The organism is Richelia sinica FACHB-800 (genome assembly GCF_014698825.1).
Lineage (GTDB): Bacteria > Cyanobacteriota > Cyanobacteriia > Cyanobacteriales > Nostocaceae > FACHB-800.
In genome coordinates this window covers 1-22,298 of the sequence record NZ_JACJTT010000053.1, presented here as the reverse complement: position 1 = coordinate 22,298, position 22,298 = coordinate 1, and the positions used below count along the sequence as shown (strand labels likewise).

Sequence of the window (22,298 nt, the reverse complement as noted above, 5' to 3'; positions counted from 1 at the left end):
TTTTACGCTGAAAGGTTGAATAGGAGTGTGGTAATTTGCTCTAAAATCTTTAATCCAGTTAAGGAACCGCGAATTAAACGCCATGCTGGTATAGGTTGACGGAGAAATTCCCACGCTAAGGATAGGGGTTGAAGAGAACCATCACTGCTAATAGCTGATGCGAGGTTGGGGATATCGTAGCGACAATCATCACTCACAACTCTGACCATGGCTAAATTTACCCCTATGTGCTGACAAAATTCTAAGGCTGCAAAGCCTTCCATATCCACTACATCAGCACCAGTCTTGAGAAATAAATCTTGTTTTTCTGTTGCTAAGGAAATGACGCGATCGCTAGTTAATCCCTTGACAAATTTAGATTTATTTGATAAGTAAGAATTAATTTCTGTGGTCAGGGTGCGATCGCACTTTCGCAGATGACCTTGATAAACGCACTCTTCATAGACAACTACATCTCCTACCTGCAATTGGGGATTTAAACTGCCACATAAACCCATGAGTAACAATCGCTGGTTTGGTTGCAGAGATAATTTAGGTAAGAAATGCCGCAACGGGTGAATTCCCACAGGAATAGCAATTACCTGGGGTTTGGAGTCTTGAACACGGCTTAAACCACGACACACCGCTTGATATTCTGCTCCCTGCGGCACTAAAACGAAGTCAATAGATGATAATTTAGGCACTGGCTCCTTGGGGTGTTTGCGGTTTACGCTTGGGTAGTAATTGAATTGTACGCAAAACAGTTGTGGCTAATCTGGGTAAAAATCGTGGTTGCAAAAGTCGGGAATCATATTTACTCATCCGGTATTCATTTTCTCGAATGCAGACAGCGAGAAATTTTTCAGCCGTTAAATCATTAGTCAAGGTAGTAGCACTAGTGGCTGTAAACCCCGTACCGCTAGTATCCCTACCACCAAAAGTATCAATTAAATTACTCATGGCTCTGCTATAGTACCAAAGAGTTTTAGCACCGCGAAGTAATGGTAAACCGTGACCTCTTTCAATTTGGGTATAGGTAAACCAGTTGATGAAAAAGACTATGTGTCTTGCTTCTTCATCTAAAATCAGGTCAAAAATAGTAAATAGCTGTTCTGGGAATATATCAGCTTCCCGGGCGATCGCAAATAGTCCAAAGGCAAAGAAGGAATCTAGGCACTCTTCAAAGCCAAAAGTCGTGAAAGCTGGCTCAATATTTTGGGGAACCTCCACAGGTGGCCGCGGTGGCATCTCAATTTGATAACGGTCAATGAGAGTTTTAATTAAATTGGCATGACGGGTTTCTTCCCGACCTTGGAGAGCGATCGCTTCTTGAATGAGACGATCTTTAACTGTAGCAGCATAGCCACTGACCATTGCTCCCGCTTCCCGTTCAATATCCAACGCCTTTTGCCAAAAAGGAATGCCTTGTAGAAGTTGCAAACCCTGCTCATCTAAATCTGGCCAAGGCAGACTTTCCGGTTTATATTCCTGATATGTCTCCATAAAGGTGGCACAAAATAATTTCTTGTGTTCCACTGAGCCAATTTTCATTGATCAATTTTGTTGTGTGTCATAATTGCTTTCTTCTATGGTTAGTATAAGATGATGCAGGAAGTGTGGATTTGAGATTCAGTTTTAATTTCATTTACCGGAAAATTATGTTGTAATTGCATATTTGAGATGATGTATGCAAATTTCATTACCACCAGCAGTCATCGAGCATCAATAACTTAAACTCCACAAGGCTTTTAGCCCTTTCACCTGGTATGAGTTCGCAAAATAGCAGTGATTGACTGTAGCATAGCTACATAAATTGTGTCAGCCACACGATGATTTTTCGACATGGTACAGCCTAATCACGCAAAATCCGCACGCGAACGCTTCAATATTTCCAAATTGGCGATTGAGTTTTCGTGGTTGACGGTAAGTTTTTGGATCGCAGTAGTAGTAGCTGGACTACTGGCCTTCAGTTCTCTCAAGTATGCGTTATTTCCCGATATTACCTTTCCGGTAGTAGTGGTGAATGCCCAAGCACCCTTGAGTACAGCACTGGACACAGAAGCAAAACTGACTAAACCACTAGAAGAAAGCCTCAAATCCCTGGAAGGATTAGAAGATATTCGCTCATCCACCTATCCTGGTCAAACCGCTGTGAGTTTGTCCTTTGTGGTGGGAACCAACTTAGAAACCTCTAAAAATAACACCGAAAAGGCACTCAAGCAGTTAACCTTACCCAAAGGTGCATCTTACAAAATCATTCCCCTGAATTTAAACGAATCAGCTGCTGTCAGTTATGCGATAGAAAGTTCTGGGCGGAATCTTGCTGATTTGCAGAAGTTGACAAAGGATAAAATTATTCCAGCGATCGCTCAATTACCAGGTGTGCTCAAGGTGTCTCTGCTAGGTGACGGGAATGTAGCACCACCTTCCACCAATCCCACAGGACTACCAGCAGTCGGGACTTTAATTAGGTTTAACGGGAAAGAAGCCCTAGCCATTCAGGTCATTAAAAAAGGAAATGCTAACACCCTGGAAGTAGTTAGCCGAGTTGAGAAAGAAATTCAAAAACTCCGGTCTAACCTCAAGGATGTTACCCTTTCCCTCGCTTCTACCCAAGCCGAATATATTCAAAAAGCTACCCATTCCACCATTGATGCCCTGATTGAAGCCATTATTTTATCTGTGGTAGTCATTTTCCCATTTTTATGGAATTGGCAAGCTACCCTGATTTCCGCCTTAGCGATTCCCATTTCTTTGTTAGGGACATTTATCGTCATGGCGATTTATGGCTTTAACTTAGAAACAATTACCCTATTAGCCCTAGCTTTGGTAATTGGTAGTATCGTAGACGATGCGATCGTTGATGTCGAAAACATCATGCGACACGTGGAAAATGGCTCAACACCACGTCAAGCCGCTTTTATTGCTACTAAGGAAATTGGGTTAACAGTTACAGCAGCTACCTTCACAGCTGTAGCTGTATTTTTACCCATTGGTTTTATGGGAGGAGTGATTGGTCAGTTTTTTAAACCCTTTGGCATCACTGTTTCCGCAGCCATGCTCACATCCTTACTAGTAGCCAGAACTTTATCTCCTGTATTAGCAATTTACTGGCTCAAACCTACTCCCCCTCGTTCTCCCCAGCGCACCAGCCAACTTTGGGCGAAATTTGACCTTGCTTACCGTGATTTGTTGGCATGGTCTTTAAAACATCGTCGGATTGTGGTGGGGTTGGGGATGATCAGTTTAATTGTCGGAATAGTGACGATTCCTCTGATTCCTAAAGGCTTTATTCCCAAACTTGACCGAGGCGAATTTAATATTATCTACACAGCACCCCTACCTAGTCTACCTCCCGGTTTGGAACCAGGGGCGCAAGCAGGACAAGTAGGACAAGCAGGACAAGAAAAACAAGGGGGAGAAGGAGACACGATAGAAAGAAACCAAAATAATTCTGTGGCTGCTTCTGTTCTTGCTTCCTCATCTCAAATTCAGCTTCCAAATCCTTTAAATGATTCATTGCAGGTTGCCAAAAAACTGGAAGAAGTTGTGAGAAAGTCACCCGCAGTGGAAACTGTGTTTGCAACTGTGGGTTCTCGTGAAGGTGAGCCGAATAAAGGTACGTTATACGTTAAGCTCAAGCAAGACCGAAATATTAAAACCGCAGAGTTTCAAGACCAACTCCGCAGTTCACTACCAACTTTATCTGGTGTTACTACCAGTGTAGAAGATATTCAATTTGTGGACACAGGCAGTCAGAAAACTCTGCAATTAGCTTTACGAGGCAATGATTTAGATAGTTTAAATAAAACAGCAAAAGCAATTAAAGAAAAAATTGAGGATCAGCCCGGTTTTGTGGATGTCACCGTGACTGGTGAATCTAATCAACAAGGTAAGTTTTTACATGTAGAAAGGTTGAACGGTCAGCGAGTTGCTTATATTGGTGCTAATCTCGGACAAAATCTCTCCTTAGGAGAAGCCACCGACAAAATTACCGCTGAGGCTAAAGCATTAATGCCAGCCGATGCCACCTTAGATTTAGGGGGAGATTCTGCCTATCAAAGTGAAGTTTTTGGTAGCTTTGGCATCACCTTAGGATTATCTGCACTTTGTATTATCGTGGTGCTGATTTGGTTGTTTAAAAGCTGGGTTGATCCCATCGTAATTGGTATTTCTCTACCGTTAGCATTAGTGGGAGCTTTATTAGCACTACTTTTAACCAAGAGCGATTTTGGCATGATATCTCTCATTGGTTTTGTGTTCTTGCTAGGTATTGCTAACAAAAACGCCATTTTGATTGTTGATTGCATTAATCAGTTACGTGACTCAGGTTTAGAGAAAACAGAAGCAATCTTGAAAGCTGGGCCCATTCGTCTCCGACCGATTATGATGACCACCGCAGCCACCATTTTAGGTATGGTTCCCATTGCTTTGGGCTTAGGTGCTGGTTCCGAATTGCGATCGCCTATGGCTGTAGCAATTGCTGGTGGTTTGGTTAGTTCAACTATCCTCAGCCTGGTTGTAGTACCAGTTGTCTATGCAATTTTAGATGATTGGTTTCCTCGTCAGAAGGTGACAGGGAACAGGTGACAGGTGACAGTTTGAGATCCCCGATTTTTTCAAGAAGTCGGGGATTTTATAGCAGGTGACAGGTAACAGGTGACAGGTGACAGTGCTAAAAGCCTTTGGTTGTCTAAGTTTTAGTTTGAGTTAATGTCTTAACTGCTCTGTCCATTGCTATATCCTGGATCAACATTCAAATTCGTGATTGCTAAGTAAAAACAATGCTGGTTTTGCGGTTGTCAACCTAGCCTACAACGATCACACTTCGTTCCGGTGTAGCAGGAGTTTTATGCCGTTTCTCAATAATCATCACCTCCATCTCCCCAATCTGGTTCAATGAAACCAAAATTAATGCTAAGGGGTGCTTGAATCTCGATTTCAATGTCATCTACGTCAAATTCTGCACCAATCTTATTCAAATCACCTACAAATGTGATTAAAACCTCTACATCCAAATCAGCTTGAGTCTTTACAGTATTTCCTCCTATTCCCACATCTTCCTTATCAATAGAATCATAGACAGCAAAGAAAAAATTACACTCAACGTTGATATCAACAAGCAATATTGATTCAACAGTCAAGCTATCATGATCAAAATTAACAGGTCTAAATATTATGTTTGGAGATTCAAGCAATTTAAATTGAAATCCATTGACTTTAATTTCTGTTACTTCCTCTTCATAACGATAATAAGAATCTGCTTCTATATAAATATCGAAATTATAAATCTGAAGCTCTAAAGCATCCCATATAGCTTCTTGTATATTTTCAATATACCCCAACTCATACTTTTCCGATAAATATCTGCATACATCCTCAGCATCCTGAAACTGAAATAGTCCCAAAGCTCCAGCAAAATCATTGATAGCAAAAAGTTTATCGGAAGATTGACAGAATCTTTTCCAGTCATTGTCAGATGTGACAACAATCACTTTTGTGTTATTCTTGTTAGCCCATACCTCAAGAGATATTAAAGCAATTGCATCAGGAAATTCACTTTTTTTCTTACCAGTTTCCGAAAACGGTGGTTTAGAATGGAAATACTGGTGTATCAGATCGCTGACTGTTAAATAATTATTAGGTTCAATAATTTCAAGTGACGTAGCTTTTATAAATTGATTAAATCGCTCATTTACAATTTCTTGAACTTCATTTCCATCAAAAATTAGCTTTTTTATTTTTTCAATTTTATTTTCCTCAACTTGCCAATAATCTCTAGCCTGTCTTAAAGATTTTTCAATCTCTTTTTTTGCCTCTTTTGTGTTTTCAATCAAGTGGCACAATAATTCCTCTTTAACCACTTCAGAGATGATTAACTTTATAGAACTATCTCGAAATTGCTCCAATTGTCTGATTAGTCCTGACTCTAACTTTAAACCATGGGCATCAAAAATTGATGTGTCTAAAGTAATTGCCCCAAAATGCCCTGCCCTGACAAGTTTTTTAAGTTCATCTAACTCCATATTGGGAACTCACAATGATTGAGAAAAAAATAAAGCTGAACTAAATTTGCTGCATAATTGTTTATTATATGGAAACTTTCCTTATAATATTTTTTCAAGACTAATATATCAATCATTACAACGAACTCATATCTGTGGGACTTACGCACAAGTTATGAACCAATGAACCACGTTCGCGAAGCGTGCCGAAGGCATAGGAACGAAGGAACCGAAGGGCAGAGAGTTTCAGAGACATGTTGTAAAAGTCCTCTTTGTGTTCTCTTCTCTGCGTCTCTGCGTCTCTGCGTGAACAATTCTTTTTAACCGGTTTTATGATAACTATGCAGACAGACATAATATCAGAGGTTATTAAATGCGGGCTTTTGTCACAGGAGGCACAGGTTTTATTGGCTCCCATGTAGTCAGGTTGCTGTTACAAGAAGGATATGCAGTAACAGCTTTAGTTCGTCCCACCAGCAGCTTAGATAACTTGCGTGGCTTGTCCATAGATATTGTAAAAGGTAATTTAAATGACCCCAAGCTATGGGAATCCATGGCAGACTGTAAATATCTGTTCCATGTGGCTGCCCATTATTCTTTGTGGCAAAAAGACCGCGATTTACTTTATTTACACAATGTTGAAGGGACAAAGAATGTCTTAGCCGCAGCCCAAAAAGCGGGAATCGAACGTACAGTTTATACTAGTTCGGTGGCAGCAATAGGTGTGGGGCCAAATGGTCAAGTAGTTGATGAAAGCCATCAAAGTCCTGTGGAAAAATTAGTGGGAGATTATAAAAAATCGAAATTTTTAGCAGAACAAATAGCGATCGCTGCCGCTAATCAAGGGCAAGATATAGTTATTGTCAATCCTAGTAGTCCTATAGGGCCTTTAGACATTAAACCCACACCTACAGGGGATATTATTTTGCGGTTTTTGCGGCGACAAATGCCAGCATATATGGACACAGGGTTAAATTTTATCGATGTGCGAGATGTGGCAAAGGGACATCTCTTAGCTTTACAAAAGGGAAAAACAGGCGATCGCTACATTCTAGCCCATCAAAATCTGACTCTCCAGCAACTACTCCAACAGCTTTCTCAAATTACCAATATTCCCGCACCCCAAATTTCTGTTCCTGCTTGGCTACCACTCAGTGTCGCTTGGTTTGAAGAAAAAATACTTGCACCTGTCGGTAAATCTCCTACCGTTCCCCTCGATGGTGTCCGCATGGCAACCCAACCAATGTATTATGATGCTACCAAAGCCATCCGCGAATTAGGTCTACCTCAGTCCCCCCTGAACGTAGCCTTGAAAGATGCAGTTGATTGGTTTATATCTCACGGATATGTCACAAATAGGTGACAGGAAACAGGTGACAGAAATTGCCTATCTGTGTGCAAAATCAGCTTGTGCCAATTTCAGTGCTGTAATCAACAGAGGAGTGTAAACAATGGCCATTAACCTACAACAAGCAATAGATATTGGTAAATATCTAGTGACTCAACGTTTTTTGGGTCGCAAACGCTTTCCCCTAGTCTTGATGTTAGAACCCCTGTTTCGTTGCAACCTAGCTTGTACTGGCTGCGGGAAAATTCAACATCCTACAGAAGTCCTCAAGCAAAATCTCACCCCAGAACAATGCTTTGCAGCTGTAGAAGAATGTGGTGCACCTGTGGTTTCCATTCCTGGTGGAGAACCCCTATTACATCCCCAAATTGACGAAATTGTCCAGGGTTTAGTAGAACGAAAAAAATATGTTTACTTGTGTACAAACGGTATCTTATTAGAAAAGAGCTTACACAAGTTTCAGCCTTCTCCCTATCTCACTTTTAGTGTACATCTAGACGGAATGCGAGAATGGCATGATCAATGCGTTGACCGCAAAGGTGTGTTTGATGTCGCAGTTCAAGCCATTCGCGCAGCTAAAGCAAAAGGTTTTCGAGTTACTACTAACACTACTATCTTTGAAGGCTGTGATCCGCAACAAATGCAGGAGTTTTTTGACTTCCTGGAAACTCTGGGAACTGACGGTATGATGATTTCTCCTGGCTATAGTTACGAATGGGCCCCAGACCAAGAGCATTTCCTCAACCGGGAACAAACCCGCGCCTTATTCCGCCAAGTTCTTGCCCCTTACACCTCTGGTCAGAAAAACTGGAACTTCAATCACAACCCCCTATTTTTAGACTTTCTCATTGGTGAAAAAGACTATGAATGTACACCTTGGGGAAGTCCTAGTTACAGTGTTCTCGGTTGGCAAAAACCTTGCTATTTACTCAATGAAGGACATTATCAAAGCTTCAAGGAACTGCTAGAAAAAACAGATTGGAGTCAATACGGTCGCGCTAGTGGTAATCCTAAATGTGCTGATTGTATGGTTCATTGTGGTTATGAACCCACCGCAGCTATGGATGCAATGCAGCCACAAAATATTGCTCGTTCTTTAACCACTGTATTTGGTAAATAAGTCAAAATTTGTGATGATTGGGGATAACCCAAACCACAAATTATCCAATAGTTGTAGGATGTGGTGTTATGCCAGCAGCTAATGCACCACTCCGCATAATTTACCGACTATTCTTAATAAATCACAAGTTGTATAAGGTTTCAGTAAAAATTCTTGGGCACCAGCTGCCAATATTTGTTGATGATTAGTAGGTAATCCAGTAGTAGCAATAATTTTGACATCTGGGTTCATAGTCAAGAGAGTACGCATAGTGATTAACCCATCCAAATTGGGCATAATCAAATCCATCAATACCACACTAATTTCTTTTTGATATTTAGCATAAAGAGTAACGGCTTCAATCCCATCTTGAGCAATGAGAGTTTTATAGTTATATTCTTCTAATAAAAATTTAGTCGTCTGTTGAACGATAATTTCATCATCGACAATCAAAATTAACTCTCCATTACCTTGAGGTAATTCCTCTTTGATTGTTTCTTCAGTAATTGTTCCTTCATCAACGGGCAAATATACTCGAAACTCTGTCCCTTGTCCAATTTGACTCCGCACCTGCACAAAGCCATTATGGTTTTTAATAATCCCTAAAACTGTGAATAAACCTAATCCTGTACCCTGACCGACTTCTTTGGTCGTAAAAAATGGCTCAAAAATTCGCTCTAAAATTTCTGGAGGAATTCCTGTACCCGTATCGACTATTTTAATCAGTACATAATGACCAGAATGAGCATCAAGGTGCATTTGAGCATAGGTTTGGTCAATAAAAATATTTTCCGCAGAAATTTTTAATACCCCACCATTCGGCATAGCATCACGAGCATTTACAGCCAAATTCATCAATACTTGATCAAGTTGTGTGGGGTCTGCTTTCAGCATCCACAGGGAATTGGTGGGAATTTCTGCGACAATATCAATAGATTTAGGAAAGGTTTGTTTAATAACTTGAATGACTGCTTTTAATAAATGTTCTGGCTGCAATAGTGTCTGTTTTCCTTCTAACCCACGGGTGAAGGTGAGAATTTGTTGTACCAAATTAGCTCCCCGCTTAGACATATTTTCTAAGGCATGAAACATTTCTTGGGTACGAGTATCAACATTCTTAAATTTTGAAGGTAATAACTGAGCAATCATGACAATGGGAGTAAAAACATTGTTCAAGTCATGAGCTATACCACTGGCTAAAGTACCTACACTTTCTAAACGTTGGGCGCGGTAAATTTGGGTTTCTAGTTGTTTTTTTTCTGTAATATTGGTGTTGACAACTAAAATAGATTCTGGTGCTCCAGATTCATCGCTTACTAATGTCCAACGACTACTAACTATAATTTTTTGAGCGTTTTTGGTTTGTTGTTCTAATTCTCCATACCAAGCACCTTTGGTTAGAGTAGTGTTAAAAGCTTTTGTGATCAGAGATTGATTGTTGCCACAGATAAGCTCAGTTGCCTTTTTACCAATGCTTTCTGCTGCTGTCCAACCATACAAGCGTTCAGCACCTTTACTCCAAAAGAGAATTCGATTATTTAAATCTCTGACAAAAATGGCATCGGTGGAGATATCAATTAAAGCAGCTTGTTCGCGAATTTTTTGTTCTGTTTGTTTACGTTCCATGAATGCTGCTTTTTGTTCGGTGATATCTTCAATCACAAAGGCAAATCTGGGATTTTGTCCCATATGTTCAGCAATGGGACAAACTGTAATAGATAATAATCTGTTACCTTTGGGTGTGGGATGGGTATATTCAAAATGGACTGGTGCTTGAATTCTTTGTGATTCCAAGTAGCGCTCGCGCCAATCTCGTATATACTCCTCTAGTAAGCCCATTTCACTAGCTAGGGTATACTCCATCGCTTCCGGTGTAGAACCAAAAAACCTGGCTGTCCCTAAATTACAAGTAATTAAGCGTATATCGTTTTCTACCAATTCGGTAATGCCTACCATCATATAAGCACTATTAAACAAAGTTCTGAGGGTGGCTTCACTTTCTCGTAAGGCTTCCTCTGCTTGTTTGCGACTGGTAATATCTGTGATCATTGCCAAAGCCCCATTAAATTGGCCTTGCTCATCTAAAATAGGAGTAGTGGAAACAATTCCCCACAGTTGGGAACCATCTCGACAACGAAATTGAAAATCATGTTGTTCTCTAATACCTTGTTTTCGACGTTCTAACAGTTGACAGGCACTGTCTCTTACTGTTTCGTCCATAAATTCCAGAAACGACCTGTCTAGTATTTCTTCTACTTCATAACCCAACATTTTTGCCATTTGTTGGTTAACAAAGTTTGTTTTTCCTTCTCTATCTATTACCCAAACTCCCTCGGAAGCAGTTTCGACAATCCGACGGTATTGTGCTTCCTGAGTTTGCAATAATCTTTGAGTTTCTTTGCGTTCTGTGATGTCCATATTCACCCCAATCATACGAATGGGTTGATTAGTATCATCATAGAAAACTCTTCCCTTACAACCACTCCAGCGCACTTTACCATCAGGGGAAATTACTCGAAATTCAATGTCATATGGTGCTTGTTGATGAATAGCTGCGATGACTGATTGATGAAGAAAGTCGCGGTCTTCAGGGTGGACAAAACTCAGAAAGGTTTCATATTTTCCATCGAATAAATCAGGAGCAATTCCAAATAAACTATAAAGATTACTCGACCAAATTACTTCATTAGTTTGAAGATTCCAGTCCCAAGTTGCAGAATCTCCAGCAAACAGTGAAAGTTCAAATCTTTCTTCATTTTTTCTGAGTATTTCTTCTTGTTTTTTACGTTGAGTAATATCCCTAATTACAGCTACATAGCCAATCCCAACACCATTTTGATCTTTCATAATGCTTACAGATGATTCTACATATATTCTTTTTCCGTTGTCTTTAATATGTATATTTTCACCACGCCAGCAACCATTTTTCTCTAAGGAATTGTAGGCAAATTGCTCATCTTCTGGATTAAGCCATTGATACTGATAACATGCTTGTAATGGCTTGCCAATAGCATGTTCTGCCTTTATTTCATATAATTTTTCTGCGGCTGAATTCCAATAAATTACCAATTCCTGTTGATCAACAGCGATGATGACATCACTCAGCTGAGATAGGAGATTAAATTTATTATAAATTTCTGTTTCTGCCTGGTTGTCCTGCATATATTTAAGTAAAACCAGTAATTTTAATTAAAATTTAATAATTAAAAACTAAAAAATTATATTGATACTGAATTCTAGTTTTTGTATCTATTGCCTTATAGGAGGTAATTGATATTAAGCATAGAATTTTCAGTTGGAGAAGTGGGTAGAAATAATTTATAGCCACCAATCTCAACAACTAGTCAATAAATTTTCAAATTTTATTCCTATGGTGAGGTGACACCAGCTAGGAGTAAAAGTTAACCTAACAATAAGACGATGGAAGACCTGTAAAGCTGAAAAAAAGCTGAAAAATTTTTACGAAATTCTTTTAACGAAGAGTGAAACTGTGGCTAGCTACTGTTCGAGGGACATCCAGCACGGATTAATTTTTAGTTCTTTGCTTATAAAGCTAAATAACTATTTAAGAATCATTGTAGAACAAATTTGGTTGATGCGATCGCCTATTTAAAATTTCTCCTCTCTCTTCCCCTGTTTAAATCAACATCCCTGCAATACCAGCAGTAATAAAACCAGCTAATAATCCACCAATCATCGATTTAACTCCCATCTTGGCTAAATCATGTTGACGGTTGGGAGCCATTCCAGCTATACCGCCAATAGTGATGCCAATAGACCCCAAATTAGCAAAGTTACATAAAGCGTAGGTAGAAATAATCGCTGCGCGTTGGGAAATTTCTTGCTTTTCAATTAATTTACTCAAATCAAAATAGGCCAGAAACTCATTGGCAATAGTTTTTTTCCCTAATAAAGCTCCCACCTGTCCACAGTCACTCCAAGGTACACCCATTAAAAAAGCAACAGGAGCCATAATTAAAGACATCAACCATTCTAGAGATAATTGAGATAAACCCACCAGATTACCCATCCATCCCAAACCAGCATTAATCGCAGCTAACAAACCTAAAAAAGCGATAATCATTACTCCGACATTGACAGCTAATTTCACACCCTCTAATGCACCTGTAGTTACTGCATCAATCACATTCACATAATTATTCTCAACTTTTACAGTAACTGTTCCCACCGTTGTGGATACTTCTGTCTCTGGATAGATTAATTTTGAAACCACTAAAGAAGTAGGTGCAGTCATAAAAAAAGCTGCTATGAGATGTGCTGGTGGAATACCAAAAGAAAGATAAGCGCCTAATACACCACCTGCAATAGTCGAGAACCCCCCCGTCATCACTGCATATAGTTCTGATTGGGTCATATTTGCCACATATGGTTTGACCATTAATGCTGCTTCTGTGGGGCCTAAAAAAATGTTTCCGGCACAGGATAAAGATTCAGAACCTGATGTTTTCAGGGTTTTCATCATCACCCAAGCCAGGAAGCCTACTACTTTTGGTAAAATACCATAGTAGTAAAGAACACTAATGAATGCAGAGAAAAATATAATTGTTGGTAAAACCTGGAAAGCAAATAAATGGTCTTTAAAATTGTCACCAAATACAAACTTGGCTCCGACATCAGAAAAAGCCAAAAAATTACTAAAAAAATCACCTAAAGATTTAAATATATTTAAACCCCAAGGAGTTTTGATAATAATTAACGCCAAGATAAACTCTAAGCCTAAACCCCAAGCGACTGTTCGCCACTGAATTGCATGACGATTGACAGATAAACCATAGGAAATACCAATAAATATTAAAACTCCTATAGCAGAAATGGCGTGTTCCATTTTGGATCTTAAATAGTGATTACGTAAAATATTTTATGCAAAAACAACATGAAAATGAAATCTTTTCTGTACATCTATCCAGAAATTTATCTACTCAAGGCAGCGATTACATCATTAATGAATCTACAGTTATATCTACAAGTCTATGGTTTCCTTCATTAAAACAAATTGAGAAGGTAATCTCTAACCTGCACATTTCTACTTATGAAAATTTTCTGCTAGCCAATCAAGAGGTTTCCTATTTAGCCAATATCTTAAATGATGAATTTTTACCTATGCTTGTATCTAAGGATGATGCTGATATATTGATGAGGCAAGATGAACATAGATGGAATATATACCATTATTTTTCTAGAGTAGGATTCTCCTCTAATTATCAACAAGCTTTGTTGTATCACAGTATGTATTGCTTTGCTGGTGTACCTCAATGTGGAACTATCTATTACTTTACCTATCATCAAGATACATGGTCAGCAGCAGGTTCTGTGGGAGTATTTAATCAATAAAGCAGGTAATAGAGAGTTAAGAGGAGGGTTTTGAATTAAGTATCCCATTCTTGTGTTAAATTGCTCTCCAATAATTGAAAAAAATATTTGTTTTCTATGACATTTGTAAAGACATTCCATGAAATATCTCTACAAATGTTTAAGTAAATCGGTGAGAAAAATTCAATATTTTATATTTCTGCTTGCTTTCCATCTGGCATAATTGCACCACTCAATTTTATTCCTTCTAAATTGGCACCATTTAATTTGGCTTCATGCAAACTTGCTCCTGATAAATTTGCACCCAATAAATTGGCAGCACGCAAATCAGCAAAAGCTAAATCTGCACCTTGTAAGTCTGCATGGCTAATATCTGCTCCCCGCAAATCTGCTTCTGTTAAATCAGCTGCACTTAAATTAGCCTTACTCAGGTCTGCATGGCTTAAATTTACCTGTCTGAGGTTAGCACAACTCAAATTTACGCCACTTAAATCTAAATTTTGTAATTTCGCACCATTGAGAGTCACACTACTCATATTGGCACTACTTAAATAAGTTTCCTTCAAATTAGCTTTACTTAAATTCGCACCACTTAAATTAGCATAGCTGAGATTGGTTTTACTGAGGTCTGCACCTTGTAAATTGGCATCACTCAAATCTATATAACTCAAATCTAATCCAGCTAAATTAGCATTGGGTAAAGAAATACGCGGTGCTAAAAAGTAGGCTCTAAATCGAATGGGAACAACACCAATAGAAAAGATAGTATTAGCATCATAAATTGCTTGTTCAAAATTGGTATTTTGAAGATTAGCACCTTCCAAATTAGCGGCTAATAAATTCACATTACTGAGATTAGCATAACTTAAATCTGCCCGCATTAACTTAGCCTTTTTCATATTCGCATTACTTAAGTTAGCACCACTCAAGTTAGCTAAACTTAAATTGACTTCATTATGCAAGCTAGATTCACTCAAATTAGCTTCACTCAAATCTGCTTCCCGTAAATAAGCTCCATTCAAAATACATTGACTGAGATTTGCTTTTCTCAATGATGCTTTCTCTAGTTTGACTAAATTTAGTTTAGCTTGATGTAGGTAGGCATAATCTAAATTAGCTGCACACAAAATTGTATTGGATAAATTAGCTTCACTCAAATCTGCCCCCCTTAAGTTGGCATCTGTGAGATTAGCACAACTTAAATTAGCACCAGTGAGATTAGCATAGCCTAAATTTGCAGCGATGAGATTGGCATGGGATAAGTTAGCTTTGCGGATATCTGCTCCTCTCATAATGGCACCAGATAAAATGACATTGCTCCATGTCACATTATTGAGATTGGCATTAGTTAAGTTAGCTTGACTGAAATTAACTCCACCAGCTAAATATTTGCCACTTAAATTTATCCCAGATAAGTTAAGACCAGAAAAATCCCGTTCACCAGCTTGATAACGTAACCAAAATTCCTCAGCTTTTAGAGGTGGTTCTTGATTGGGTGAATCTACAGTATACATGCAGTTAACTATCCACATAGCCCGCTCTGTTCTAAACTCTAGGTCACTAAAAGAGCGATGATCAGTTTCTTGTTCTTCCTGCCAATCATTCACATATGTTTTGGTTGGTTGTACAAGGGGAAAATAGGTATTGACAGTTTGTGGCTCTAAAGCATGTACTTGATTTTTTTGGAGTTCTAAATTAATAAATGTCTGGAAAATATCGCTATTTTCCTTGTTATCTTTTTGGCTAATTTCTTGATAATCAACCAATTCAGAAGATGGAGCAACTGAAGGATTTAAATATTCCTGTAATTCGATAATTTGTAATTTTAAATGGGCAATTTCTACATGAATAGTGTCAATTGCATCTACTTCAGCCTTATTTTGTAAATCTTTTTTGAGATGGTCAAAATGATGCTTTAGCCAGGCAATATTTTTTTTCCGAAGCTCCTGTTCTGTTTCTATTTGGGAAATACGTGTTGCTAAAGCCGCTAAAGTCAATTTGGAATTAGGAATATTCATCAATTTCTCAGGAATTGTATTGTAATGTACCCATCTTGTTTAATCCCCTGTGATCAAGCCTAAATAAATGAATAGTAGTGATGAACAAGCGAAATGTAGGCATCAACACGAAAAAAACCCAAAATTCAGGTTCTTCAGTCCCATCTTCAACATCAATGTTGGATGGTAGCAATTATGGCTATATATCGCAAAAAACGGCAATGGCTACTCACACCACATAGGGCTGAGACTAGACCCTTCTATTGGCTAGCTATAAACCTGGAAGTCCTTTCCTTCCTTGCCGCTTTTACGTAGATGGCAATTTAGAATTTTTCCACAGCCGGACGTAAATCAAGCTCCAGAGTCCAAGCTGTAGAATCTTGTTGATAGAGGTGCCAATAGTTTTGAGCGATCGCATCTGGCGATAATAAAGTATATATTTCTTTCTCCATTTCCCGGATGTGAATTTTGGGCGTATTAATAATGCCATCAATCACCACATGGGCCACATGGATACCTTGGGGGCCAAATTCCCTAGCCATACTTTGTGCTAATGCTCTTAAGCCAAACTTACCCACCGCAAAACCAGCAAATCTTGCTGAACCCCTTAAGGCCGCAGTGGCACCAGTTAACAAAATTGTTCCCCTTCCCCGTTCCAGCATTTTCGGTAACACCTGCTGTGCAGCTAAAAAGGCTCCAAAACAATTAACTTTCCAGCCAGAGGTAAACTGTTCTGGTGTCAATTCCAAAATACTCGCTATTTGTACAGCACCAGCGTTATAGATTAAAACCTCTGGATGTCCCAACTGAGAAAATACCTGACTAAAGCCAGAGGACAGCGATTCCACATCAGTCACATCAGCACAAACTGCGATCGCTTTTCCCCCATTAGCTAAAATCTGATTTTGAATCTGAGTCAAACTCTCTAAATTCCGCGCCATCAGCGCCACAGCAAAACCTTCACTAGCAAAGCGACGAGCAATAGCAGCGCCCAAACCAGGCCCCGCACCAACCACAACAGCTACCTTAGCTATATTCATGTTCTCTTACTCCTCTGCGCCTACTTCCCACGTTAGCTTATCAAGCAAAATTGGGAGTAAGCTGCTGTGCAGGAGTTCAGAAGTATGCCTACGGCACGCTGCGCGAACAGGAGTTCAGAAGTTCAGGAGTATACCTACGGCACGCTGCGCGAACAGAAGTATGGTTGATGCCTCCGGCACACTACGTGAACGCGAACAGAGTTTAAAAATGCAAGAATTCTATTCTGTAACTCCTGTAACTTCTGCAACTTCTGCAACTTCTGAACTTCTTAACTTCTGTAACTCCTGAACTTCTGTAACTCCTGTATTCTTCTCTCTATACCTACTCACTCTCTCGATTCAACTTTGGTACGACCAACACCTTATCCACTCGATTACCGTCCATATCCATGACTTCAATTCGCATATCTTGCCATTCAAAATAGTCTGCGGCAGCGGGAATACGTCCTAAATGATTGATGACAAAACCACCTAAGGTTTGATAGCTGCCCCTTTCGTCATATTCCCACTCTTCCATATCAAACAATTCCAAAAATTCTTCTACAGGTAACATCCCATCTAATAACCAAGACCCATCCTCTCTTTGAACTGCTTGGGGTTCTTCCTGTCCTGGTTCTGCGGGTACATCACCAACAATTTCGCTCATGATGTCGTTGAGGGTAACTAAGCCTTGGATTACGCCGTATTCATCAACAACTAAGGCCATGTGAGTGATAGTTTGCTTAAATAATTCTAAAACTTTCAAGCCTCTGGTACTTTCTGGCACAAAAACAGGCTGACGTAATCCAATCGTCAAATCTAGAGATTCACCACGAAAACTTCTCGCTAACAGGTCTGTGACTGGAACTATTCCCAGTACGTTGTCCAATCCTTCTTGACACACAGGATAACGAGAATAGCCACTGTCAGACATTTTCTGACGGTTTTCCTCTGGGGAATCTTCCAAATCTAACCAAACAATATCAGGACGGGGGGTCATAAAGGCGCTTACGGGGCGATCGCCTAATCGAAACACCCTCTCTACCATATCCTGTTCTGCTTCCTCAAAGGTTCCTGCTTCCGTACCTTGTTCAATTAAAATTTTAATTTCTTCTTCCGTCACCTGGGGTTCAGAAGAAGGTCGAATCCCCAAGAGTCGCAACACCATTTCTGTGGAGGTGCTTAACAAATGCACAATTGGTGAAGCCAACGCCGCTAAAGCACGCATGGGAATCGCCACAAAAGCCGCTATTCTTTCCGGGTTATTTAATGCTAGGCGTTTCGGAACCAGTTCACCGACGATTAAGGACAAATAGGTAATGACTAAAACAACAACACTAAAAGCGATCGGTTCGCTATAACTAGCCAAGAAAGGTACTAGCTTGACATACTCCCCTAATCTTTTGGCAATTGTTGCACCCCCAAACACACCATTAAGAATATTAATCAGTGTGATGCCCACCTGAACGATAGACAAGAAGTGATTAGGAGACTCAGCCAGCTTCAAAGCCACTCTGGCGTTAACATCTCCCTGATTGGCCAACTGCTGTAACCTAACTTTCCGCGCTGACACTATCGCCATCTCGGACATCGAAAATACTCCGTTGGCAATAATGAGAACCAAAATGATTAAAATTTCAAAAGTGATGGAGGACATGTTTAAAATTGCCGCTATAGATAGCGAAGGTAGCTCACCCTTTAGTATCTAGTATTAAAGGGGCTTCTTGGACAATCATCAGGTATAGTTGCTACCGATGAGGAAAGAATTAAAGAAACAAATTGTTGAGAATATATAAAATAGATTAGCCAAAAAAAATCCCTCAGGTTGATCACCTAGAGGGAAAGTAGGGTTTATTTGTTGTGAAAGTTAACTTCGTTTCTATCCTAACGTCTGGATTAAAGATGAGGATGCAGTGTGCCACTCTAACAGGGTGAAAGGGTGAGAGGGTATATGGCAGATTGTTCTACACCCTCTGTAACTTTTCATCAGACTGGAGTCACAGCCATGGTTGGGACATTCACTTTCAAGCGTTTAAACATGGCCTCTCGTCCCTCCATCGCCAACTGATCATTTAACGGTGTCAGTTTGATTTCCTGCTCATACTTTAGCCGCAGGGCTGTTTGAATCAACCAATCGGCAACAAAGGGGTTTTTGGGTAACAAAGGCCCGTGGGAATAGGTCGCTATGGCATTTTGATAAAAAGCCCCCTCTGTCCCATCTTCGCCATTGTTCCCTAAGCCATAAACCACACGTCCCAAAGCTTCTACTTTTCCTAGTTTGGTACGTCCCCCATGATTTTCAAACCCAACTAAATAGGGTTTAGTACCAATCATCGCCTCTAACTCCTGAGCTAGGCGTGAGGCCGTAACTTCTATGACTAAGTTACCAATACAACGTTTAGTATTTTCTCCTGGATGGATAGAGACTAAATCTAAGATGCCTAAACCTTCTATTCTTTGTCCAAAGCCTGGTTCGTAATAATGTCCTAGTAATTGAGGGGAACCACAGGTAAACACGCCAGGTGTACCATTTTCGATTTTTTCCCGCATTGCGTCAGCTTTCGCGCCTTGTAAATCCCGCATCACGATTTCTTGCTGACGGTCTTGTGCACCACCACCAACAATGACATCAACAGCCTTGATATCTTCGGCTGTGGCATTTTGGTCTAGGGGAACCACTTTGACATCGTATCCCCGCCACTGGGCCCGACGTTCGATAGTAATTACATTACCGCGATCGCCATAGGTGCTCATCAAGGTAGGATAGAGCCAACCAATAACTATTTCCATCTGTCCAGAACTCATAAAACCTTACTTATAACTGATCATTCATCAATTTTTCTACATCTATTTTTAATTCCTGAATAAATAATCATCAATTTACTATGGTAAACCCAGTTGTTTTTCCTCTCAAACCTCATCAAAAAGATAGCTTTGGCATCACATTTGCACCCATATCTCTAGAAGAAATTTATGCTAAAGCCGATGACCCTGCTAATGGTGCAGTAGTGGTTATGAGTGGTACTGTTCGTAATCAAACTAATGGTCAATCTGTAGTTGCCTTAGAATATCAAGCTTATGAACCAATGGCATTACAGGTATTTTATCAAATAGCTGCTGACATTCGCTCTCATTGGTCTGATGTGAATCGAGTAGTCATTTATCATCGCATTGGCAGGTTAAAAATAGGAGAAATTAGTGTTTTAGTCGCTGTAGGTTGTCCTCATCGCAGTGAAGCATTTGCAGCTTGTCAATATGCCATAGATACACTCAAACACAATGCTCCAATTTGGAAAAAAGAATGGTATGACGGTAAAGATGGTAACCTGTTTGGGGCTTGGGTAAGTATTGGGGCTTGTGAACAAAATTGTTGAGTTTTACGGTTGCTCAACCAAATTGATAATTTTCAGTTTTTACTTATAACTGTGAAAAGATGTTGAAACAATTAACTATTCATAACTTTAAATCTTGGCAGAATACAGGGCAAATGCCATTAGCATCCTTAACAGGATTATTTGGTACTAATAGTTCAGGTAAAACTGGCATTATCCAACTGTTATTAATGCTCAAACAAACTGTAGAATCTCCTGATAGACAAAGAGTATTACATACAGGTGATGATAAAACTTATATTGATTTAGGAACAATCACTGATGTCATTTATCAGCATCAAATACCTGGAGAAATTGAGTTTTCTTTAGCTTGGGAACTACCAGAAACCCTGGATGTTATTAATCCAGAGGGTGAATTAGAGGATATTATTTTTTCAATTTCATCTTTGTCATTTAATGCCAATATTGAAGTTACAGCAGAAAGCCTGACTGTACAAAATTTGTTCTATAGCTTTGATTATGACAATAAAAATTATTTATTTGGCATGGAAAGACAAGATAATCAAAATAATAAAGGTAAACCTGAATATAGATTAAAATCGTCACCAAGTTATGATTTAAAACGCTTTAAAGGCAGAGCATGGCCACTTCCACAACCAATCAAGAGTTATGGTTTTCCAGATCAGGTAAACTCTTATTATCAAAATGCCTCTTTTTTAGCGGATTTTGTACTAGCTTTTGAAGGAATTTTTCAAAATATCTATTATCTTGGACCATTGCGAGATTATCCACGTCGTAGCTATACGTGGGCTGGCTATCAACCCCAAGATGTAGGAAAAAAAGGAGAACAAGCTGTTCCTGCTTTATTAGCTTCTAGAAATCAAAATAATCAGGAAAACATAGAACAAAGGATAGCAGAATGGTTACGGGAATTAGGACTAATACATGATTTTCAGTTAAAGCCAATTGCCGAAAATCGTCAAGAATATGAACTGAGTGTACGACGTACTCCTAATTCTTCTGAAGTATTAATTACAGATGTAGGTTTTGGAGTTTCTCAAATTTTACCAGTTTTAGTGCTTTGTTATTATGCACCTAAAGGTTCGACATTGATTTTTGAACAACCAGAAATTCATTTACATCCATCAGTGCAAGCAGGTTTAGCAGACGTATTTATTGATGTGATTAAGAATAGAAATATGCAAATTATCCTTGAAAGTCATAGCGAACATTTACTGCGTCGCTTACAAAGACGTATTGCTGAAGAACAACTCCAAGAAAATGATGCTGCATTGTATTTTTGTCAATTAAATGAGCAAGGAAACTCTGAATTAACTCCTTTAGAATTAGATGCTTATGGCAACATTAATAATTGGCCTGTAGGATTCTTTGGTGATGAAATGGGAGAATTATTAGCCATGACAGAAGCAGCCATGAAACGTCAACATGGGAATCAATCAGAATAATGTCCTATTTTGTAGTAGATACCAATGTTCCTATAGTAGCTAATGAAAAAGCAAATCAAGCCTCACCTGCTTGTGTTTTAAACTGTGCCAACAAGCTCCGAGAAATTCAAAAACAACATATAATTGTATTGGATGATACATGGTTAATTATTAATGAATATAAAAATAAATTATCGCCTTCAGGTCAGCCAGGAGTAGGGGATGCCTTTTTCAAATGGGTATTAACCAATCAAGCAAATCCGCAACGCTGCCAACAAGTGAAAATTACACCCACTGCTGAAAATGGGTTTCAAGAGTTCCCAGAAGAAGAAAGTCTTGCAAATTTTGATAAATCAGATCGAAAATTTGTGGCAGTTGCTTTAACTCATCCTGAAAAACCACCAATTTTAAATGCTGTGGATTCTGATTGGAAAAATTTTGAAATAGCCTTAAAGAATATTGGTATCACAATTATATTTCTCTGTTCTGAATTAACAACTCGTCCATAGCACAACAATATTTTATACCAATTCTCTAAAATAAGCCTACAGATGCGATAATAAGATTAAACCAGATAAAAGGTAAACAATGTCAGGGGTATATCAGCTAGAAATTAAAGAGACTGTCGCAGAACTAAAAGATTTACTGGCGATACAAAAAACTGCGATGGCTAAAGAAAGAGTGCAGCTACTATATTTACTCAAAACAGGGCATGGTCAAACAATTTCTCAAACCGCAGAAAT

The 22,298-nt window shown here is 39.1% G+C and carries 17 protein-coding genes; 8 read left to right on the top strand and 9 right to left on the bottom strand.

Annotation, left to right across the window (positions count from 1 at the left end; all coding sequences use genetic code 11):
* Positions 1–2: 2 nt before the first annotated feature.
* Both H6G73_RS22535 and H6G73_RS22530 read right to left on the bottom strand, forming a co-directional pair.
* Positions 3–683, bottom strand: a complete 681-nt coding sequence (locus tag H6G73_RS22535) for a phosphorylase family protein (protein WP_244997433.1) — start codon at positions 681–683, stop codon at positions 3–5.
* Positions 676–1,530 carry a ferritin-like domain-containing protein gene (locus H6G73_RS22530; protein WP_190608521.1) on the bottom strand — a complete coding sequence of 285 codons (855 nt, stop codon included), beginning with the start codon at positions 1,528–1,530 and terminating at the stop codon, positions 676–678. Before H6G73_RS22530 ends, H6G73_RS22535 begins: the two co-directional genes overlap by 8 nt.
* 291 nt (positions 1,531–1,821) lie before the next feature.
* Here H6G73_RS22530 and H6G73_RS22525 point away from each other — a divergent pair, with 291 nt between their 5' ends.
* The gene (locus H6G73_RS22525) at positions 1,822–4,569 is read left to right on the top strand and encodes an efflux RND transporter permease subunit (RefSeq protein WP_190608520.1); all 2,748 of its coding nucleotides are present in this window, start codon (positions 1,822–1,824) and stop codon (positions 4,567–4,569) included.
* 272 nt (positions 4,570–4,841) lie between these two features.
* Here H6G73_RS22525 and H6G73_RS22520 read toward each other — a convergent pair whose 3' ends face one another.
* Complete coding sequence (locus H6G73_RS22520; RefSeq protein WP_190608519.1) at positions 4,842–6,005, bottom strand: PIN domain-containing protein; 1,164 nt, start codon at positions 6,003–6,005, stop codon at positions 4,842–4,844.
* Positions 6,006–6,357: 352 nt separating this feature from the next.
* Here H6G73_RS22520 and hpnA point away from each other — a divergent pair, with 352 nt between their 5' ends.
* The gene (gene hpnA, locus H6G73_RS22515; RefSeq protein ID WP_190608517.1) at positions 6,358–7,347 is read left to right on the top strand and encodes a hopanoid-associated sugar epimerase; all 990 of its coding nucleotides are present in this window, start codon (positions 6,358–6,360) and stop codon (positions 7,345–7,347) included.
* Positions 7,348–7,435: 88 nt separating this feature from the next.
* Positions 7,436–8,452 (top strand): adenosyl-hopene transferase HpnH, encoded by a 1,017-nt coding sequence (hpnH, locus tag H6G73_RS22510; protein WP_190608515.1) that lies wholly within the window; start codon positions 7,436–7,438, stop codon positions 8,450–8,452.
* A gap of 78 nt (positions 8,453–8,530) precedes the next feature.
* On the opposite strand, the gene H6G73_RS22505 is transcribed toward hpnH, so the two are convergent.
* A complete protein-coding gene (locus H6G73_RS22505) occupies positions 8,531–11,593 on the bottom strand; it encodes a PAS domain S-box protein (RefSeq protein WP_190608513.1) in 3,063 nt (1,020 codons plus the stop codon).
* A gap of 475 nt (positions 11,594–12,068) precedes the next feature.
* Positions 12,069–13,277 carry a NupC/NupG family nucleoside CNT transporter gene (locus H6G73_RS22500; protein ID WP_190608512.1) on the bottom strand — a complete coding sequence of 403 codons (1,209 nt, stop codon included), beginning with the start codon at positions 13,275–13,277 and terminating at the stop codon, positions 12,069–12,071.
* Positions 13,278–13,312: 35 nt separating this feature from the next.
* Between H6G73_RS22500 and H6G73_RS22495 the strand changes: the two genes are divergently transcribed.
* Positions 13,313–13,783: a hypothetical protein gene (locus tag H6G73_RS22495; protein ID WP_190608510.1), complete on the top strand. Its 471-nt coding sequence runs from the start codon at positions 13,313–13,315 to the stop codon at positions 13,781–13,783.
* A gap of 170 nt (positions 13,784–13,953) precedes the next feature.
* On the opposite strand, the gene H6G73_RS22490 is transcribed toward H6G73_RS22495, so the two are convergent.
* On the bottom strand, positions 13,954–15,780 hold the full coding sequence (locus H6G73_RS22490; protein WP_190608508.1) for a pentapeptide repeat-containing protein: 1,827 nt from the start codon (positions 15,778–15,780) through the stop codon (positions 13,954–13,956).
* Positions 15,781–15,860: 80 nt separating this feature from the next.
* Here H6G73_RS22490 and H6G73_RS22485 point away from each other — a divergent pair, with 80 nt between their 5' ends.
* On the top strand, positions 15,861–16,001 hold the full coding sequence (locus tag H6G73_RS22485; RefSeq protein WP_190608507.1) for a hypothetical protein: 141 nt from the start codon (positions 15,861–15,863) through the stop codon (positions 15,999–16,001).
* A gap of 81 nt (positions 16,002–16,082) precedes the next feature.
* Here the strand turns inward: H6G73_RS22485 and H6G73_RS22480 are convergent, their stop codons facing one another.
* The 3 genes from H6G73_RS22480 to H6G73_RS22470 form a co-directional block, all read right to left on the bottom strand.
* Positions 16,083–16,799: an SDR family NAD(P)-dependent oxidoreductase gene (locus H6G73_RS22480; RefSeq protein ID WP_190608505.1), complete on the bottom strand. Its 717-nt coding sequence runs from the start codon at positions 16,797–16,799 to the stop codon at positions 16,083–16,085.
* Positions 16,800–17,121: 322 nt separating this feature from the next.
* Positions 17,122–18,435 carry a hemolysin family protein gene (locus H6G73_RS22475; RefSeq protein WP_190608502.1) on the bottom strand — a complete coding sequence of 438 codons (1,314 nt, stop codon included), beginning with the start codon at positions 18,433–18,435 and terminating at the stop codon, positions 17,122–17,124.
* Between the two features lie 329 nt (positions 18,436–18,764).
* Positions 18,765–19,583 (bottom strand): type 1 glutamine amidotransferase, encoded by an 819-nt coding sequence (locus H6G73_RS22470; RefSeq protein ID WP_190608501.1) that lies wholly within the window; start codon positions 19,581–19,583, stop codon positions 18,765–18,767.
* 80 nt (positions 19,584–19,663) lie between these two features.
* Between H6G73_RS22470 and H6G73_RS22465 the strand changes: the two genes are divergently transcribed.
* Genes H6G73_RS22465 through H6G73_RS22455 form a run of 3 tightly spaced genes read left to right on the top strand, consistent with a single transcriptional unit; the run spans position 19,664 to position 22,064 of the window.
* Positions 19,664–20,152, top strand: a complete 489-nt coding sequence (locus tag H6G73_RS22465; RefSeq protein WP_190608499.1) for a molybdenum cofactor biosynthesis protein MoaE — start codon at positions 19,664–19,666, stop codon at positions 20,150–20,152.
* Between the two features lie 59 nt (positions 20,153–20,211).
* Positions 20,212–21,576: a DUF3696 domain-containing protein gene (locus H6G73_RS22460; RefSeq protein ID WP_190608497.1), complete on the top strand. Its 1,365-nt coding sequence runs from the start codon at positions 20,212–20,214 to the stop codon at positions 21,574–21,576.
* A complete protein-coding gene (locus H6G73_RS22455; RefSeq protein ID WP_190608495.1) occupies positions 21,576–22,064 on the top strand; it encodes a hypothetical protein in 489 nt (162 codons plus the stop codon). Before H6G73_RS22460 ends, H6G73_RS22455 begins: the two co-directional genes overlap by 1 nt.
* Positions 22,065–22,298 lie beyond the last annotated feature (234 nt).

Bases quoted from the DNA above. Each gene is read 5' to 3' on its own strand.
- H6G73_RS22520 (WP_190608519.1), bottom strand. From the start codon at position 6,005: ATGGAGTTAGATGAACTTAAAAAACTTGTCAGGGCAGGGCATTTTGGG.
- H6G73_RS22525 (WP_190608520.1), top strand. From the start codon at position 1,822: ATGGTACAGCCTAATCACGCAAAATCCGCACGCGAACGCTTCAATATT.
- H6G73_RS22460 (WP_190608497.1), top strand. From the start codon at position 20,212: ATGTTGAAACAATTAACTATTCATAACTTTAAATCTTGGCAGAATACA.
- H6G73_RS22475 (WP_190608502.1), bottom strand. From the start codon at position 18,435: ATGTCCTCCATCACTTTTGAAATTTTAATCATTTTGGTTCTCATTATT.
- H6G73_RS22490 (WP_190608508.1), bottom strand. From the start codon at position 15,780: ATGAATATTCCTAATTCCAAATTGACTTTAGCGGCTTTAGCAACACGT.
- hpnA (WP_190608517.1), top strand. From the start codon at position 6,358: ATGCGGGCTTTTGTCACAGGAGGCACAGGTTTTATTGGCTCCCATGTA.
- H6G73_RS22465 (WP_190608499.1), top strand. From the start codon at position 19,664: ATGGTAAACCCAGTTGTTTTTCCTCTCAAACCTCATCAAAAAGATAGC.
- H6G73_RS22495 (WP_190608510.1), top strand. From the start codon at position 13,313: ATGCAAAAACAACATGAAAATGAAATCTTTTCTGTACATCTATCCAGA.
- H6G73_RS22470 (WP_190608501.1), bottom strand. From the start codon at position 19,583: ATGAGTTCTGGACAGATGGAAATAGTTATTGGTTGGCTCTATCCTACC.
- H6G73_RS22480 (WP_190608505.1), bottom strand. From the start codon at position 16,799: ATGAATATAGCTAAGGTAGCTGTTGTGGTTGGTGCGGGGCCTGGTTTG.
- H6G73_RS22530 (WP_190608521.1), bottom strand. From the start codon at position 1,530: ATGAAAATTGGCTCAGTGGAACACAAGAAATTATTTTGTGCCACCTTT.
- H6G73_RS22455 (WP_190608495.1), top strand. From the start codon at position 21,576: ATGTCCTATTTTGTAGTAGATACCAATGTTCCTATAGTAGCTAATGAA.
- H6G73_RS22500 (WP_190608512.1), bottom strand. From the start codon at position 13,277: ATGGAACACGCCATTTCTGCTATAGGAGTTTTAATATTTATTGGTATT.
- H6G73_RS22505 (WP_190608513.1), bottom strand. From the start codon at position 11,593: ATGCAGGACAACCAGGCAGAAACAGAAATTTATAATAAATTTAATCTC.
- H6G73_RS22485 (WP_190608507.1), top strand. From the start codon at position 15,861: ATGAACAAGCGAAATGTAGGCATCAACACGAAAAAAACCCAAAATTCA.
- hpnH (WP_190608515.1), top strand. From the start codon at position 7,436: ATGGCCATTAACCTACAACAAGCAATAGATATTGGTAAATATCTAGTG.